Genomic DNA, 15,216 nt, shown 5'->3' with positions numbered 1-15,216 from the left:
CGGACTTTGCGCGCATATTTTCAGGAGAGTGACATGGCCAAGGCAAAGACCCCGGCGACCGCTTCGGCGACGTCAAGCGGCACCGGCAGCGCCAGCGGCAGGCTGGCAGGCAAGATCGCGCTCGTCACGGGCGCGGCCGGCAATCTCGGCGGCTATATCGTCCGCCACTACCTCGCCGAAGGCGCGACCGTGGTGATGACCGGGCGCACCTCGGAGCGGCTCGAGGCCGCAGCCACAGCGATGCGCGAGGCCGCAGGCGTCGACGAAACGCGCCTTGCGACCGTCGTGCTCGATGGTGGCGATCCGCAATCGGTGCGCGATGGCATTGCCGATGTCGTCAAGCGGTTCGGGCGGATCGACATTCTCGTCAACAACGCAGGCTCCGCTGGCCCCAAGCAGACCATCGAGCAGCTGCCCTTCGATGCGGACGAACTCGCCGCACAGCAGAAGCACGGTTCGACCGATACCGAGACAGTGGGCGCCGCCATGCGCAACATCTTCGGCGTCGCGTGGAATCTTGCACGCACCGCTGCTTCGGCGATGGGCGAAGGCGGCTCGATCATCAACGTCTCGACGATCTTCTCGCGCACGCCCTATTATGCGCGCTCGGCCTATGTCGTGCCCAAGGCAGCAATGAACGCCTGGTCGCGCGAATTGTCGCTCGAGCTTGGCCCCAAGGGCATCCGCGTGAATCTCGTGTTCCCCGGCCCGATCGAGAGCGAGCGCATCCGCACAGTCTTCGCCACGATGGACAAGCTGCGCGGCGACGATCCGGGCACGACCGCGCAGACCTTCTTCGATATGATGTCGCTCGAGCGCAGCACCGGCGGCGCGCCCAAGGCCAAGACCTTTCCGGTGCCTGACGACATCGCCTCGACCTGCGTGTTCCTCGGCAGCGATGAATCGGCCTCCTACAACGGCCACGATTTCGAGGTCACCCACGGGATGACCGTGCGCAAGGAAGAGCGCTCGACCTACCTCGCGCGCCCCACGATGCGGTCGATGGACGGCGCAGGGCTGGCGATCCTGATCGCGGCGGGCGATGACTGGGAAGACGCGCTCGAGATTGCGCGTATCCAGATCGCCTGCGGTGCCAACGTGCTGCTGGGCCTGCCGCGCCAGACCGATGTTTCCATCGCGCAGGCGCGTGCCAAGGCCGAAGGGATCGGAGACGCGCTGACCATCGTCCGGCTCAACCGCACAGAACCGGCCCAGATCGAGGCGGCGTTGTCGGCCTATACCGAAGCGCATTCACCGATCACCGGCGCGATCATCCTGCCGGCCTTTGCGGCAGGTGAACTTAGCGGCGAACTCGTCGACCTTTCTGACGAAAACGTCGCGGCCTTCATGGATGTAGAGCTGGTCGGTGCAATGGCGCTCGCCCGCGCGCTCAGCCGCTACTGGAAGCGGCACGGCGAACTGCTGCAGGCACCGCGCTTCATCTTCATGTCGAACCGCAGCGACGGGCGCGACAACGTCTACGCCAATGCCCTGCGCGCTGCGATCGAACAGCTGGTGCGGCTGTGGCGCTATGAATCCGAGATCGATGTGGCCCATGGCCGCCGGCGTCTGGTCGAATGGGGCAACCAGATCGTGCGCTTCACCAATGCCGAAAGCGAATGCACCCGCTTTGCTGCAGGCCATGCGGCGCGCGTGCTGATCAAAGAAAGCAAGATCGGCGAAGTCACGCTTTACGTGCCGAAGAGCATCGGCGAGGCAACCGGCGCGCGCAAGGCGATGCCCGGCTTCAGCGAGAACATCACCGGCCTGCACCTCGGCAAGGTTGCCCTCATCACCGGCGGCTCGGCCGGCATCGGCGGTCAGGTCGCCCGCCTACTCGCGCTCGCCGGCGGCAAGGTGATGATGGTCGCCCGGCGCGAGAGCGAACTGGCGGTTGCCCGCGCGCGTATCGTCAGCGAGCTTGAGGACATCGGCTTCGCCGGCGTCGAGCGTCGCGTGCAGACCATGGCGGGCATGGACGTGAGCAATCTCGACAGCCTCAAGGCCGCGGTCGATGCCACGATCAAGGCCTTCGGGCGGATCGACTACCTCATCAACAACGCCGGCGTTGCGGGCGCGGAAGAGATGGTCGTCGACATGAGCGTCGATGCCTGGAACTACACGCTCGACGCGAACCTCATCTCGAACTTCACGCTGATGCACCACGTCGTGCCGCTGATGAAGGCGCAAGGCTCGGGTTACGTGCTCAACGTCTCGTCCTACTTTGGCGGCGAGAAGTACCTCGCGGTCGCCTACCCCAACCGCGCCGACTACGCCGTCTCGAAGTCCGGCCAGCGTGCGATGGTGGAATCGATGGCGCGCTACCTTGGGCCCGAAGTGCAGTTCAACGCGATCGCCCCCGGCCCTGTCGATGGCGACCGCCTTGCGGGAACCGGCGGCAAGCCCGGCCTGTTCGAGCGTCGCGGCAAGCTGATCCTTGCCAACAAGCGCCTTAACGCAATCCACGCCGCCGCGGTCAAGTCGCTGCGCCGGGGCGTGCGGGTCGAAGCACTGCTCGGCCGTCTCGCGCGCAACGACACGGTGCGCATGTCGCACGATACCAACAACCCGCGCGAAATCCGCGAACTGGCGCTGGCCTGCGCGCGTGAAGGTGACGGCCTGTGCACCTGGGACCGCTATCTGATGACGCCGGACATCGCGGCCAAGCTGGTCTCGCGTCTGCGCGGCGCAGGCTACTTCCTCGACAGCCCGGAATGGGCGGGCCGGGCGGACACGCCCGAGGAGAACGCGGGCTGGCTGCTCAAGACCCCGCCGGAAGACCAGCCTTTCCTCCCCGCTGACAAGATCGCGGTCGAGGCCAAGAAGGTTGGCACCGGCGTCCTCTCGCAGCTCTTCCTCGGCAAGATGCCGACCGAGACCGATGTGGCGCAGGCGACCGTGTTCTTCCTCGCCGACCGCGCTGTTTCGGGCGAGACTTTCATGCCCTCGGGCGGCCTCAGCGTCGAGCGCTCGACCACCGAGCGCGAGTTGTTCGGCAGCCCCAAGCAGGAGCGGCTCGACCAGATGCGCGGCCGCACCGTGTGGATGATCGGCGAGCACCTCACCGACTACCTCGCCGAAACCGCGCGCCAGTTCATTGCCGATTGTCACGTCGCGCGCGTGGTGATGATGACCGGGACCGAAGGCGCCTACACCGCGCTGGTCACCCAGCTTGAGGATATCGAGAACGCACCGCTCGAGCACGTCTCGCTCGAAGGCGGGGTCGAGGCCGCAATGGACGAGGCGCTCAAGCGCTGGGGCCATCCGACCACGATCGTCTCCACCCCACTCCAGCCGCTGCCGACGCGTCTGTTTGCAACCGATGCCCTGCTGACACCGGAGGATTTCCGCGCGCTGGTGGCCGACAATCTCACCACGCACTTCCGGGTCTCGCGCAAGGCTTCGCTCTACGACGATTGCCAGCTGGTGCTGGTCTCGCCCGACGTGCCGATGGGTGACAAGAGCCCGGCCTTCGCGCTCGCCAACTTCATCAAGACAACGCTGCACTCGTTCACAGCCACGCTCGCGGTGGAGAACGAGCGCCTCGTCCACGGCGCGCCGGTCAACCAGATCAATCTCACCCGCCGCGTCCGCTCGGAAGAGCCGCGCGATCTGGACGAGCATCTGGAGGAAGTGAAGCGCTTCGCCCGCGCGGTGCTGCTTGTCGGCACCCCCCTCCCCGACGCCGAGGATTCGCGCTATCGTGCGCGCATCTATCGCGGGATGTCGATGACGGTCTGATGGAAGCCTGATGGAATACCTCTCGTTCGAAAAGCCGATCGAAGCTCTCGCCAAGCGCGCCGCAGCGCTGCGCGAGAGCGGAGGCGGCGAGGCCGAGGCCGCAATGCTCGACGAGCGGGCGCATCGCCAGCTCGGCGATATCTACGCGCGCCTCACCCCCTGGCAGCGCACGCAGGTCGCTCGGCACCCCTCGCGGCCGCATTTCGTGCATTATGTGCAAGGGCTGTTCGAAGACTTCATGCCCTTGGGCGGCGACCGCCTCTATGGCAACGACCAGGCGATCATCGGCGGCTTTGCCCGTCTCGGCGGGCGCCCGGTCATGGTCATCGGCCATGCCAAGGGCGAGGACACGACCTCGCGCCTGCGCCACAATTTCGGCATGGCCCGGCCCGAAGGCTACCGCAAGGCGATCCGCCTGATGGATATTGCCGACCGCTTCGGCCTTCCCGTCATCACGCTGGTCGATACCCCCGGCGCTTTCCCCGGGGTCGATGCCGAAGCGCGCGGGCAGGCCGAAGCCATCGCACGCAGCACCGAAAAGTGCCTTCAGCTCGGCGTGCCGCTGGTTGCGGTGATCGTGGGCGAAGGTGGGTCGGGCGGCGCGGTGGCGCTGGCCTCGGCCAACCGCGTGCTGATGCTCGAACATTCGGTCTATTCCGTCATCTCGCCCGAAGGCTGCGCCTCGATCCTGTGGCGCGGCAACGACCGCGCGCCCGATGCGGCTGAGGCGATGAAGATGACCGCGCCCGATCTCATCCAGCTTGGCGTGATCCACCGCATTGTCTACGAACCAACCGGCGGGGCGCACCGCAACCATGCCGAGACGATCAAACGCATCGGCACCGCGCTGCGCGCCGAACTCGACGGCCTCGTCTCGCTGACCGCGGATGAGCTTCGGGCCGAGCGCTGGTCCTTCTTCATGAAGCTGGGCTCGATGTAGCATGATCGAGAACGAGCGGGATGGCCGCGAGGTTCTCGTTGCGATGCGCGGCGGCCCCGGCGCGGTCACAGTCCGCCACTTCCGCTTCGAGGGCAAAGGCGCGCCCGCGCGTTTTCTGATCCTCGATATCCCGCCGGGTGCAGCCGAAGGCGCCCACACTCATTTCGCGGACGACCGCAACGGGATCGGCGCCTACGAGGAATTCTACTACGTCATTGCCGGGCGCGGCCTGGCAACGCTGGGCGAGGAGATGTTTCCTGTCGGCCCGGGCGATTACTGGCACGCCCCACTCGATGCGGCGCGCGGCCTTGCGAATGCGGATCCCGCCGAAGTGCTCAAAGTCCACCTCACCGTCGTCCTGCGCGAACCCGCCGGATCCTGACCCGCTGCAGCCGGACGACAAGAGCCCGATAGTTTACCCCCCGTTTCCTGACACTATCAGCGGATGACCGGGGCGCGCAGCAGCGATATCCTTGCGCCCATGCTGTCAGGTCCGACCCCACCGCATGGCACGCCCAAGCTGACCAGGGCCACGCTCCGGGCTGCCCTCGCCGCGATGCTCTTGCTGTTCACGCCGCACCAAGCAGCCGCCAAGGCCCCGCCGCGCGCCCAGCCTGCCGATCTTGTCGACCCCTTCATCGGCACCGACGGCACCGGCCATACCTTCCCCGGCCCCAGCCTGCCCTTCGGTATGGTCCAGCCCGGCCCCGACAATGCCGGGACCGGCTGGGAATACACTTCGGGCTACCAGTACCGCGCGCCGCGCATTCTCGGCTTTTCGCAGAACCGCGCCAGCGGCACCGGCATTCCTGAACTGGGCGACGTGCTCCTGCAGCCGAGCCAGACCCGCCGCGACGACCTTTCGAGCATCTATGCCAAGTCGGGCGAACAGGCGCATCCGGGTTACTACGCGGTCACGCTCACCGACAACGACGTGCGCGTCGAACTCAGCGCCGCGCTGCGCACCGCCTTCCACCGTTACACTTTCGGACGCGGCGGGCGCGTCTGGGTCCTCGTCGACTTGCAGCACGGCCTCACCTTCATGCCCGATCGCCAGCCGGTCCTTGCGAGCGAGGCCGTACCGACGCCTTTCGGCCTCGACGGCATGCAGCAGCGCCGCAACTGGACGACGCGCACCGTGGCTTTCCACCTGGTATTCGATCACCCGGTGGCTGAGCGCGTGACCCTGCCGCCGCGCAAGGGCGATGCAGCACCCCGCTATCTGCTGGGCTTCGATCTTGGCACGGGCCGCGTGTTGCAGGCCAAGGTCGCGCTTGCCAACACCGATATCGCGGGCGCGCGGGGCAATGCAGCGGAGATACCTGACTGGAACTTCACCCGTGTCGCCGCTTCGGCCCGCATCCAGTGGAACCGCCTGCTCGCCCGCGCCACAATCACCGCGCCGCGCGCGCAGCAGCGCATTTTCGCCACCGCGCTCTACCACGCCTTCCTCCATCCCTCGGTGATTTCCGACCGCGACGGGCGTTGGCGCGGCCCCGATGGGCAGATCCGCCGGGCGGCGCGGGGCCCGCGCTATTCGACCTTCTCGCTGTGGGACAGCTTTCGCGCTGCCATGCCGCTGGCCATGCTGCTCGTGCCCGAACGCATCGACGATTTCGCGCAGAGCCTGCTCGATCATGCGGACGCCTCCGGCCGCCTCCCGATCTGGCCGATCTGGGGCGGGGAGACCGGCACGATGATCGGCGAACCGGCGCTGCCCGTGCTCGCAGGTGCCTGGGCACGGGGCTTTCGCGGGTTCGACGGCAAGCGCGCTCTGGCCGCGATGGAACGCACATCCACCGTTGATGGCGGGCTCTCGCAGTGGAACCTCTATGACAAATACGGCTACTATCCCTTTGACAAGGTGGAGGGCGAGGCCGTCTCGCGCACACTCGAAGCAGGCGTGGGCGATGCTGCCTTGGCGCGTATGGCCGAGATGCTGGGCGACAAGGCGGCGGCTGCGCGTTTTTCCGCGCGAGCGGGCGGCTGGCGCCAACTGATCGATCCCGCGACCAGCCTCGCGCGGGGCAAGGACAGCGCCGGGGCCTGGCGCACGCCTTTCGACCCGCTTACCCCGACCTCCCCGCTTAACAATCCCGGCGATTACACCGAGGCCAATGCCTGGCAATATACCTGGACCACGGCACTGCACGATCCTGCCGGGCTCGTTGCCGCGATGGGCGGTCCTGCCGCCTTCCGGGAGAAGCTCGACACCTTCTTCCACGCACTGCAACCCACTGCCGGGGCCGCCTATCTCGGGCAGGAGGCGATGATCGGCCAATATGCCCATGGCAACGAGCCGAGCCATCACGTCGCCTGGCTCTATGCCCTGACCGACCGGCCCGAGACCGGTCACCGCCTGGTCTCGCGCATCGCGCAGACGTTCTACCGCGATGCGCCGGACGGGATCATCGGCAACGAGGATGCGGGGCAGATGAGCGCCTGGTACATCTTTGCCTCGCTCGGCTTCTACCCGCTCCAACCTGCAAGTGCAGACTACGTGGCCGGTCTGCCGCTGGTTTCGCGCGCCAGGCTGGCCGTACCGGGGCGACCGGTGCTCGTCGTCACACGTACCGGGCGGGGAGACCGTCTGCTGCGGCTGACCAACGGGGGCCGGACCATCGATCCCGCCGCGCTGCCCCATGCCGTGCTGGTACGCGGCGGCAGCCTGCGCTTTGAGACGCCCCGCGCTCCCTGAACCGCCGCACACCGGAACCACAAGTCTCCGCTTCCGCGCCGGCAAGCATGCCCGGCACAGGCCTGGTTGGTGGCATCGATGGCATCCGCTATCGCCCAGACGGCTCTACAATGCTTGACCGGCCTTCTGTGCGGGGAGGAGGCGGCATCGCGTCCTTGACGTGCCTCTCGAGCGAAAGTGGCTCGACCGCCTGCGGGGCCAAAAGCGTGTGATCAACGACACGCGATTGTCGATCTCCGATCCACAATCCGGGTGATCCAACTGGCTGATTGATTGCGCCGTCAATCGACAGGTTAGCAGAATTAACTAAAGTTAATCTGTACAGCTCCTTTTTTTCCTTACACCGAAGCCCTACATGTCTTGCACAGAGATCAAAAATAATTAATCAAAAGATCTCATTGATCGCATAATTATACAATTATATATTTCTTGAATTTATGAATTTATCATGAATTCAGATCATTTTCTATTAAACTCATTTTATTGAAATATACATCTACAAAATCATTTTGGCGTTTTGAATCCTATATTGGACTTACAATGAGCCACTTCAATGGTTGAAATTTTTTCTCCCAATTCTGGGCGTAATTTTTATCAATTATCTGACAAACTCCACGACAAAAACGTAAATATAGGCATGGTTTTTGAACGGAATTCTGCAAAAGGAAGCCTCTTCGTCGATCAAACTATCCGATACATTTCGATCGATGACCGCTCCCAGCTGCGGCGTGCACATTTCCTCGGCCAACTCCTTTCGGTGGAAGACTATTTCACGTTTGGTGACAGCAACACCTACGCGCTCTCGAGCGAGCCGCCGTTCGATGTACTGTTTATCGGCGGTGAGGATACGGCGCGGATCTCACGGTATATCAAGAGCAACGTCAAGCTTCTGGCCGGGCGCCTGACCTTCGTTCTGACTTCGCGATCAAGCCCGACCAAACGCGCGCGCCTCCTAAACGCAGGGTGCGATGATGTGCTGGACATTGATCGGGTCGACACCATCGAAGCTATCGCGCGCCTGACCGCTCACGTTGAGCGCCACCAGATCTATCGCCAGTCCTTTCAGGATACTCAGACCCAGCTCAATAAAATCGATCAAATCGTTGACATCAGACATTGTAGCCAAAAAGAAATTTCGATTATCCGTATATTCATATCTTCAAATAACTGCTTTATATCATACCTTAAATTACGAAATGAGATAGGACATTTATCTTCTCCATCCACAGAAAATTACATGAAAGTTGTAATATCAAATATTCGTAAAAAATTGCGAAAATCACATCTAATTAAAGCAAAATTAGGAATGGGGTATGAATTGATAAAAATTTGAATTTTATAAAAACAAATTGAATAATATTATTCGATAAATTGATATTTTTAATTAAATATTATCCCATTATTACTCATTATTTTCAATATATTTAGCGCATTTGGATAATAAATAATGTGGTTTATCATGAATTTCCTGCACCCAGGCTGCCTTTTCAACAGGCATAGCCCTGTGCGCATGCTCTCGCCTCCAAGGTACCTGCTGATGTCGCGCAGCGTCAAAATTTCGCAGTGTCGCCTCTGCGGCAAAGTCATTTTTCGCTATAGCGGCGTGAAAGTCCAACGTTGGCAGGCCGTCAAACGCGGCCATTCCCTGACCACCGATATCAAACAGGTCGATCCTCAATGGAAGTTCGTAACCGATCCCATGAGCAGCACCAAAAAATTGCGCCAGACCCGCATCGAGCGGACGATGCTTGATCCTGATGAGCTCAGGACCAGGGTCGCCAGCATGCTTACAAAGCTTGGTTCTCCGATGAGTTCCAGCGATTGAATCTGCATTTTGCCTTCCAGAGTGATCGCTGAAACCGCACCGCTTCCGCACGCACCCTTGAGCCACCCTCGTCCCTTGCCTAAACCGGGTTTTGCCCGGTCGGGCAATGGCGAGAGGAACCAGCATGCATGCCCCGCAAGGTCCGGACTCTACCCGGCAGGATCAGTCCTGGGTCCACTGGGCGATCGGGCGGATCGAGGCGGACTATGCCCGCTCCTCCGATACCCATCTCCTCGCCGTCCCGCTGCCCGCGCTGGCGCATATCGCGCTCTATCTCAAGGACGAGAGCAGCCATCCCACCGGCAGCCTGAAGCACCGCCTTGCCCGCTCGCTGTTCCTGCATGCACTGTGCAGCGGCTGGATCGGGCCTGACACGACCGTGGTTGAAGCATCATCGGGCTCTACTGCCGTTTCGGAAGCCTATTTCGCCCGCATGCTTGGGCTGCCCTTCATCGCGGTCATCCCCGAGCACACCGCGCGCGAGAAGATCGCCGCAATCGAGGCGCTGGGCGGCGCGTGCCATGCGGTTGCCGATCCAGGCTCAGTCCAGTCAGTTGCAGCGCGCATTGCGGCCGAGTGCGGCGGCCATCACATCGACCAGTTCACTTATGCCGAACGCGCGACCGACTGGCGCGGCAACAACAACATCGCCGAAAGCATCTTCGCCCAGATGCGGCGTGAACCCCATCCGGTTCCGACATGGATCGTCTGCGGCGCGGGCACCGGCGGCACCTCTGCCACTATCGGGCGCTATCTGCGCTACTTCCGCCACCCCACCCGGTTGTGCCTCGCCGATCCCGAGGCTTCGGCCTTCCACCGCCACTGGCACGACCGTGCGGTTGCTGCGGGAAGCGGCGAGCCTTGCCTGATCGAAGGCATCGGCCGCCCCCGGATCGAGGCCTCGTTCGTGCCCACGGTGATCGACCGCGCCGAAGTCGTCGGCGACGCGGCCTCCATCGGCGCCGCTCGCGCGCTCTCGCGCCATCTGGGGCGCCGCGTGGGCGGCTCGACCGGCACCAATCTCGTTGCCTGCGCGCGAATCGCGGCGGAAATGGCGGCGCGGGGCGAAGCCGGGGCGATCGTGTCGATCCTGTGCGATTCAGGCGAGCGCTATGCCTCCACGCTCTACAACGATGCCTGGCTCGCCGAACGCGGGCTCGATTGCAGCGCGCACGAGGCGCGGATGGCGCATTTCCTCGCAGCCGGCACATGGTCAGAATAGCGCCGATGGCCTGGCACTTCTGGATCGATCGCGGCGGCACCTTTACCGACATTGTTGCGCGCGCGCCCGACGGCCGGCTTCACACCGCCAAGCTGCTCAGCCAAAACCCCGGCCACTATGCCGATGCCGCGACTGCCGGCATCCGCCGTGTGCTCGGCCTCGCTCCGGGCGTGCCCATTCCGGCCGGGCTGATCGGCGACTCGAACTCTATGCCGCGCGCTTCATGGCGCTGGCCGAGCAGATGGGCGAAGTGCTGGCCAGCACCGCCACCAGTGTCAACATGCGCGAGCGGCTCGATTTCTCCTGCGCAGTCTTCGATGGCACGGGCCAGCTGATCGCCAATGCCCCGCACGTGCCCGTGCACCTCGGCGCCATGGGCCAGAGCGTGCGCGCGATCATGGCGGCGTGGGGGCGTGACCTTCAGCCCGGTGACGCCTTCGTGCTCAACAATCCCTACAACGGCGGCACACATCTGCCCGATGTCACCGTGATCACACCGGTCTTCGCGGGCGACACCGCCGAACCCGTCGCCTTTGTCGCCAATCGCGGCCACCAAGCCGATATTGGCGGCACCACGCCCGGCTCGAGCCCGCCCCACGCAACATGCCTCGAGGAAGAAGGCGTGGTGCTCGACAACGTGCTCCTGGTGCGCGGCGGCGTGATCGACGAGGCGGGCATGCGCCGCCTGCTGACCGGCGCACTCTGGCCCGCGCGCAATCCGGATGCCAATCTCGCCGATCTCAGGGCGCAAGTCGCCGCCAACATGGCCGGCGCGCGCGATATGGCCGGACTGATCGCTCGTCATGGCCTGGGCGAAGTCACCGCCTACATGGCTCATGTGCTCGACAACGGCGAGGCGGCAGTGCGCGGCGCGCTCGCTGGTCTTGCTGGCGGTCGGTTCGAGACACGGCTCGACGACGGCCGCCCGATTGTTGTGACAGTGAGCGTCGATCGCGCAGCGGGCCGGGCAACGATCGACTTCACCGGCACAGGCGGGCAGGACGGCGGAAATTTCAACGCGCCCGCCGCCGTCACCCGCGCGGTGGTGCTCTATGCCCTGCGCGCGCTGGTAGGCCGCGACATTCCGCTCAATGACGGCTGCCTAGCGCCAGTGAATCTCGTGATCCCCAAGGGTTCGCTGCTTGATCCCGATCCGGGCCGCGCGGTCGTTGCCGGCAATACCGAGATCAGCCAGCAGGCGCTCAATGTCCTGCTTGCTGCGCTGGGCGCTGCAGCCGCTGCGCAAGGCACGATGAACAACTTCCTCTTCGGCAATGACCGCCACCAGTACTACGAAACCATCGGCGGCGGGATGGGGGCCGGGCCCGGTTTTGACGGCGCCGGGCCGGTGCAGTGCCATATGACCAATACCCGGATCACCGATCCCGAAGTGCTGGAAACGCGCCTGCCAGTGCGGCTCGAACGATTTGGTCCAAGGCCCGGCTCGGGCGGCGCGGGGCGCTGGCACGGCGGCGACGGCGCGGTGCGAGCGGTGCGGGCGCTCGAACCGATGGTTGCGACGCTGGTCTCCTCCTCGCGCGTGGCGGCGCCTTTCGGCATGGCGGGCGGCGAAGCCGGCGCGCCCGGGCGCCAGTGGATCGAGCGCGCCTATGGCCGGATCGAGCCCCTCACCGGACGCGCGGAGGCCGCGCTCGAGACGGGTGACCTCATCGTGATCGAAACGCCCGGTGGCGGGGGCTGGGGCGCGCCGCCTACCAGGGAATGATCAGCTGCTTTCCGTCCCAGCTTTCGGACTCGGCGCGCGCCCGTGCATACATGCCGCGGATGATCTCGCTTTCGGGATAGAGCTCGATCATGTGTCCCATCGTCTCACGTGCATCGATATAGCAGATCTGCGCTCCGAAGCTGACGATGAACTCGCTCGCCACCGGCATCCCCGCGGCGACAAAGCGGTCGCGGGTTCCTTCATAGTCCTCGCAGAACATCGCCATGTGGTGCAGGCCCTGCTGGCCATTGGGGAACATGTCGTGGAACGCGCTCGGCCCGGTCGAAACCAGCTCGACCAGTTCGATATTGAGATCGCCGCTCTGCACGAAAACGCCGCGAATGCGGATCGGCTCGGACGGTTGGCCGCGATAGACGTGGTCTGAAAGCACGCCCTGCCCGCCGCCGATGAATGGCCCCATGCCGAACAGCTTGTTATACCGGGCGCAGGCCGCCTCGAGATTGTCCACCACGTGGCAGACCTGAATGAAAGCGCCGCTTGGTACGGTCATGGTCTCTCCCGCCTGGACCCATTGGCTGGCCCTGCGGCCTGTTCTGCGCCCCTGCCTTTGCAAAGACAACTGTCACTGTGCGAAACGCCGGGCGTCGCCCCGCGCAAAAAGACCCTTGCCGTGCACCGGTCGCCGCACGATGTTTGCGGCAAGAGCGCCAAGCCAGACGCCTGAGGATGCCTGCCATGAACACCCGCCATCTCGTCGATCCCGATTTCCTGCCGCTGATCGATCTCCTCCCGAACAACGCGTTCACGCGTGAGGCCCTGCCGGCCATCCGGACCGAATCCGAAAACCGCTTCGCTTTCGTCGGCGCCCCACCCGTGGCGCCCGAGGTAAAGGTGATCGAGGGCGAAGGCGGTCCCCTCGAGGTCTACTGGTATGATCCTGCTCCTGGAACCGGCAACCGGCCCGCCCTGCTCCATATCCACGGCGGCGGCATGATAATCGGCTCGGCACGCTCGATGCAGGCGGCGCCTTCGGGCATTGCAGCAGCCCTTGGCATTCCTGTCGCTTCGGTCGAATACCGCCTTGCGCCGGATCATCCCTTCCCCGCCCCGCAGCAGGATTGCTTCGCGGCGCTGAAATGGCTGGCCGCCTCTGCCGAAACGCTTGGCGTAGACGCCTCGCGGATAGGCATCACGGGAGAGAGCGCAGGCGGCGGGCTTGCCGCAGCGACAGCGCTCATGGCGCGCGATCTCGGCGGCCCGGCACTCGCCGCGCAGTTCCTCACGTATCCGATGCTCGATCATCGCACCGGCTCGGACACTTGCCCCTATGGCAATCCCACCACCGGCGAATTCGTCTGGACCCGCACGCACAACCAGTTCGGCTGGGAAATGCTGCGCGGCGACTATGGCGCGGACGACGCGCACAAGGGCTGGTTCTCGCCATCGCTGGCAGAAGACCTTTCCGGTCTGCCGCCCACGTGGATCGGCACCGGCAGCCTTGATCTCTTCCTCGACGAAGACCTTGATTACGCGGTGCGCCTAGTGAAGGCAGGGGTGCCGGTGGAACTGCACTCCTATCCCGGCGCGATCCACGCCTTCAATGCCATCACCGAGGCGACGACCGCCAAGGCCTTCACCCGCGACCTCCTCGGCGCGATCGCCCGCATGCTGCGGGTCTGATCGCGCCGGCCAGGCGTTGATTGCGAAACTCCGGGTCCGGGAAACCTGATCAAACCCACAGTATGCGGCGCAGGTCGATAGGCTACCCTCTGCCGAAACCAGAACCGGAGAGATGCACCATGCCCTACAGCGGTCCCCATGAAGACCGGCTAGCCATTCGCGAGCTTCTCGAAACCTACGCGGACGCGGTGACCCGCCTCGACGCCGACGCCTGGGCCGCGACCTGGGCCGAGGACGCCGAATGGTCGCTGCCGGATTATCCCGAGTTCGGCACCACGCACGGTCGTGCGGCGATCAGGGCGATGTGGGTCTCGGCAATGGAGCACTTTCCCGGGATCATGTTCGAAGCCTGGCCCGGCTCGATCGAAGTGTCCGGCGATAGCGCGAAGGTGCTCAGCTACACCGCCGAGGTCTATGATCAGGATGGCATGACCGTCCGCGACCGGGGCCGCTACGAGGACATTTGCGTCAAAGTGGACGGCACCTGGCTGTTCCAGTCACGCAGCTTCCGCAACATCCATCGCCAGAAAGCGCCGAAGGGCCTCTAAAGGATCAGCGCATGACCGTGACCATACTGACCCTGCTCAAGCGCCGCGCGGGCATGAGCAAGGCCGATTTCATCGCCTACTACGAAACCAGCCACCGCCTGATCGGCGAGAAAGTGCTGGGCCCCTGGGCGATCCGTTACGAGCGCAAGCATCTTCATCCGGTCGACGGCACCGATGTCGACCACGACTTCGATGTCGCCATGGAAATCGAGTTTCCAGACGAGGCCGCCATGGCGGACTGCTTTGCCGCTATGGCCGATCCCGATACGCAGCGCGAGATCCACGAAGACGAGGAGCGGCTGTTCGACCGCTCCCGCCTGCGCTCCTACCGGGTGGAAAGCCGCCAGTCCGACATGTCGCCGAAACAGGGCTGATCCGCCCCTTCCCCTCGCCTCAGTGCGCGAAGACGATGCGGTAGGCGCGCCGCGTGAACTTCCACGCCCCGTCGATGCGCCGCAGTTCATCGTCATAGCGCCCGGTGGTGTGCACACGCGCGCCGGTCTCGGGATCGTCGTAGAGTTCGATGGTATAGGCCACCGCCCGGGCGGAATCGCCCTCCACTTCGATCGAGCCGGGCTGCATGAAATAGAGCATCGGCTTGGTGCAGTTGGCGAGGCCATAGTGCTTCATCGATTCGGCCCAGGCCGCCACGATCGCCGCTTTGCCATCGAAGCCGCCAAGGTCGGGATATTCAGGAAGCTCCCAATAGGCATCCTCGGCCCAGATCGAGCCCCAGAGCTCGGGGTCCTTCGTCATCACGCCGTGAGCGTGGGTGTCCATCAGCTCGCGGATGGCGAGCCGATCCTCGATGGGGCCGATGAAAGGCATGGGAGAGCTCCTTCTCAGAGGTTGGCAAGCGACGGACGCGGGTATTT

14 protein-coding genes are annotated in these 15,216 nt (G+C 64.1%); 12 read left to right on the top strand and 2 right to left on the bottom strand.

Translation table 11 applies throughout. From position 1 onward, the window contains the following. The first annotated feature begins 33 nt into the window (after nt 1–33). The 9 genes from WCL10_RS13555 to WCL10_RS13515 all read left to right on the top strand — a co-directional run bounded on the left by WCL10_RS13555 (nt 34) and on the right by WCL10_RS13515 (nt 12,152). On the top strand, nt 34–3,741 hold the full coding sequence (locus WCL10_RS13555) for an SDR family oxidoreductase (RefSeq protein WP_336896191.1): 3,708 nt from the start codon (nt 34–36) through the stop codon (nt 3,739–3,741). A gap of 7 nt (nt 3,742–3,748) precedes the next feature. Continuing rightward, complete coding sequence (locus WCL10_RS13550; protein WP_336896264.1) at nt 3,749–4,681, top strand: acetyl-CoA carboxylase carboxyltransferase subunit alpha; 933 nt, start codon at nt 3,749–3,751, stop codon at nt 4,679–4,681. 1 nt (nt 4,682) lies between these two features. Then, nucleotides 4,683–5,063: a cupin domain-containing protein gene (locus WCL10_RS13545; protein WP_336896190.1), complete on the top strand. Its 381-nt coding sequence runs from the start codon at nt 4,683–4,685 to the stop codon at nt 5,061–5,063. A 63-nt stretch (nt 5,064–5,126) separates the two neighbouring features. Continuing rightward, on the top strand, nt 5,127–7,379 hold the full coding sequence (locus tag WCL10_RS13540; protein ID WP_336896189.1) for a GH92 family glycosyl hydrolase: 2,253 nt from the start codon (nt 5,127–5,129) through the stop codon (nt 7,377–7,379). A gap of 553 nt (nt 7,380–7,932) precedes the next feature. Further along, a complete protein-coding gene (locus WCL10_RS13535) occupies nt 7,933–8,712 on the top strand; it encodes a winged helix-turn-helix domain-containing protein (protein ID WP_336896188.1) in 780 nt (259 codons plus the stop codon). A gap of 204 nt (nt 8,713–8,916) precedes the next feature. Then, nucleotides 8,917–9,204: a hypothetical protein gene (locus WCL10_RS13530; protein ID WP_336896187.1), complete on the top strand. Its 288-nt coding sequence runs from the start codon at nt 8,917–8,919 to the stop codon at nt 9,202–9,204. Between the two features lie 124 nt (nt 9,205–9,328). Then, nucleotides 9,329–10,426 carry a PLP-dependent cysteine synthase family protein gene (locus tag WCL10_RS13525; RefSeq protein ID WP_336896186.1) on the top strand — a complete coding sequence of 366 codons (1,098 nt, stop codon included), beginning with the start codon at nt 9,329–9,331 and terminating at the stop codon, nt 10,424–10,426. Between the two features lie 5 nt (nt 10,427–10,431). Continuing rightward, nucleotides 10,432–10,761, top strand: a complete 330-nt coding sequence (locus WCL10_RS13520; RefSeq protein ID WP_336896185.1) for a hydantoinase/oxoprolinase N-terminal domain-containing protein — start codon at nt 10,432–10,434, stop codon at nt 10,759–10,761. Next, nucleotides 10,650–12,152, top strand: coding sequence for a hydantoinase B/oxoprolinase family protein (locus WCL10_RS13515; RefSeq protein ID WP_336896184.1), 1,503 nt, complete (start codon nt 10,650–10,652; stop codon nt 12,150–12,152). Before WCL10_RS13520 ends, WCL10_RS13515 begins: the two co-directional genes overlap by 112 nt. Here WCL10_RS13515 and WCL10_RS13510 read toward each other — a convergent pair. Beyond that, complete coding sequence (locus WCL10_RS13510) at nt 12,139–12,663, bottom strand: VOC family protein (RefSeq protein ID WP_336896183.1); 525 nt, start codon at nt 12,661–12,663, stop codon at nt 12,139–12,141. The two genes, WCL10_RS13515 and WCL10_RS13510, sit on opposite strands and share 14 nt — an antisense overlap. 185 nt (nt 12,664–12,848) lie before the next feature. Here WCL10_RS13510 and WCL10_RS13505 point away from each other — a divergent pair, with 185 nt between their 5' ends. The 3 genes from WCL10_RS13505 to WCL10_RS13495 all read left to right on the top strand — a co-directional run bounded on the left by WCL10_RS13505 (nt 12,849) and on the right by WCL10_RS13495 (nt 14,715). Continuing rightward, nucleotides 12,849–13,793, top strand: a complete 945-nt coding sequence (locus tag WCL10_RS13505; RefSeq protein WP_336896182.1) for an alpha/beta hydrolase — start codon at nt 12,849–12,851, stop codon at nt 13,791–13,793. Between the two features lie 119 nt (nt 13,794–13,912). Then, complete coding sequence (locus tag WCL10_RS13500; protein ID WP_336896181.1) at nt 13,913–14,341, top strand: nuclear transport factor 2 family protein; 429 nt, start codon at nt 13,913–13,915, stop codon at nt 14,339–14,341. Between the two features lie 11 nt (nt 14,342–14,352). Beyond that, on the top strand, nt 14,353–14,715 hold the full coding sequence (locus tag WCL10_RS13495; protein ID WP_336896180.1) for an EthD domain-containing protein: 363 nt from the start codon (nt 14,353–14,355) through the stop codon (nt 14,713–14,715). A 19-nt stretch (nt 14,716–14,734) separates the two neighbouring features. On the opposite strand, the gene WCL10_RS13490 is transcribed toward WCL10_RS13495, so the two are convergent. Further along, nucleotides 14,735–15,169 carry a nuclear transport factor 2 family protein gene (locus WCL10_RS13490; protein WP_336896179.1) on the bottom strand — a complete coding sequence of 145 codons (435 nt, stop codon included), beginning with the start codon at nt 15,167–15,169 and terminating at the stop codon, nt 14,735–14,737. Nucleotides 15,170–15,216: the final 47 nt, after the last annotated feature.

It is taken from the genome of Novosphingobium sp. (genome assembly GCF_037133355.1).
Classification (GTDB): Bacteria; Pseudomonadota; Alphaproteobacteria; order Sphingomonadales; family Sphingomonadaceae; genus Novosphingobium.
The sequence above is the reverse complement of the archived record's forward strand: the minus strand, read 5'-3'. Positions and strand labels throughout refer to the sequence as shown.

Excerpts from the sequence above, each read along its gene's own strand:
- WCL10_RS13555 (WP_336896191.1), top strand. The coding sequence starts at position 34 with ATGGCCAAGGCAAAGACCCCGGCGACCGCTTCGGCGACGTCAAGCGGC.
- WCL10_RS13545 (WP_336896190.1), top strand. The coding sequence starts at position 4,683 with ATGATCGAGAACGAGCGGGATGGCCGCGAGGTTCTCGTTGCGATGCGC.
- WCL10_RS13540 (WP_336896189.1), top strand. The coding sequence starts at position 5,127 with ATGACCGGGGCGCGCAGCAGCGATATCCTTGCGCCCATGCTGTCAGGT.
- WCL10_RS13535 (WP_336896188.1), top strand. The coding sequence starts at position 7,933 with ATGGTTGAAATTTTTTCTCCCAATTCTGGGCGTAATTTTTATCAATTA.
- WCL10_RS13530 (WP_336896187.1), top strand. The coding sequence starts at position 8,917 with ATGTCGCGCAGCGTCAAAATTTCGCAGTGTCGCCTCTGCGGCAAAGTC.
- WCL10_RS13525 (WP_336896186.1), top strand. The coding sequence starts at position 9,329 with ATGCATGCCCCGCAAGGTCCGGACTCTACCCGGCAGGATCAGTCCTGG.
- WCL10_RS13520 (WP_336896185.1), top strand. The coding sequence starts at position 10,432 with ATGGCCTGGCACTTCTGGATCGATCGCGGCGGCACCTTTACCGACATT.
- WCL10_RS13515 (WP_336896184.1), top strand. The coding sequence starts at position 10,650 with ATGGCGCTGGCCGAGCAGATGGGCGAAGTGCTGGCCAGCACCGCCACC.
- WCL10_RS13510 (WP_336896183.1), bottom strand. The coding sequence starts at position 12,663 with ATGACCGTACCAAGCGGCGCTTTCATTCAGGTCTGCCACGTGGTGGAC.
- WCL10_RS13505 (WP_336896182.1), top strand. The coding sequence starts at position 12,849 with ATGAACACCCGCCATCTCGTCGATCCCGATTTCCTGCCGCTGATCGAT.
- WCL10_RS13500 (WP_336896181.1), top strand. The coding sequence starts at position 13,913 with ATGCCCTACAGCGGTCCCCATGAAGACCGGCTAGCCATTCGCGAGCTT.
- WCL10_RS13495 (WP_336896180.1), top strand. The coding sequence starts at position 14,353 with ATGACCGTGACCATACTGACCCTGCTCAAGCGCCGCGCGGGCATGAGC.
- WCL10_RS13490 (WP_336896179.1), bottom strand. The coding sequence starts at position 15,169 with ATGCCTTTCATCGGCCCCATCGAGGATCGGCTCGCCATCCGCGAGCTG.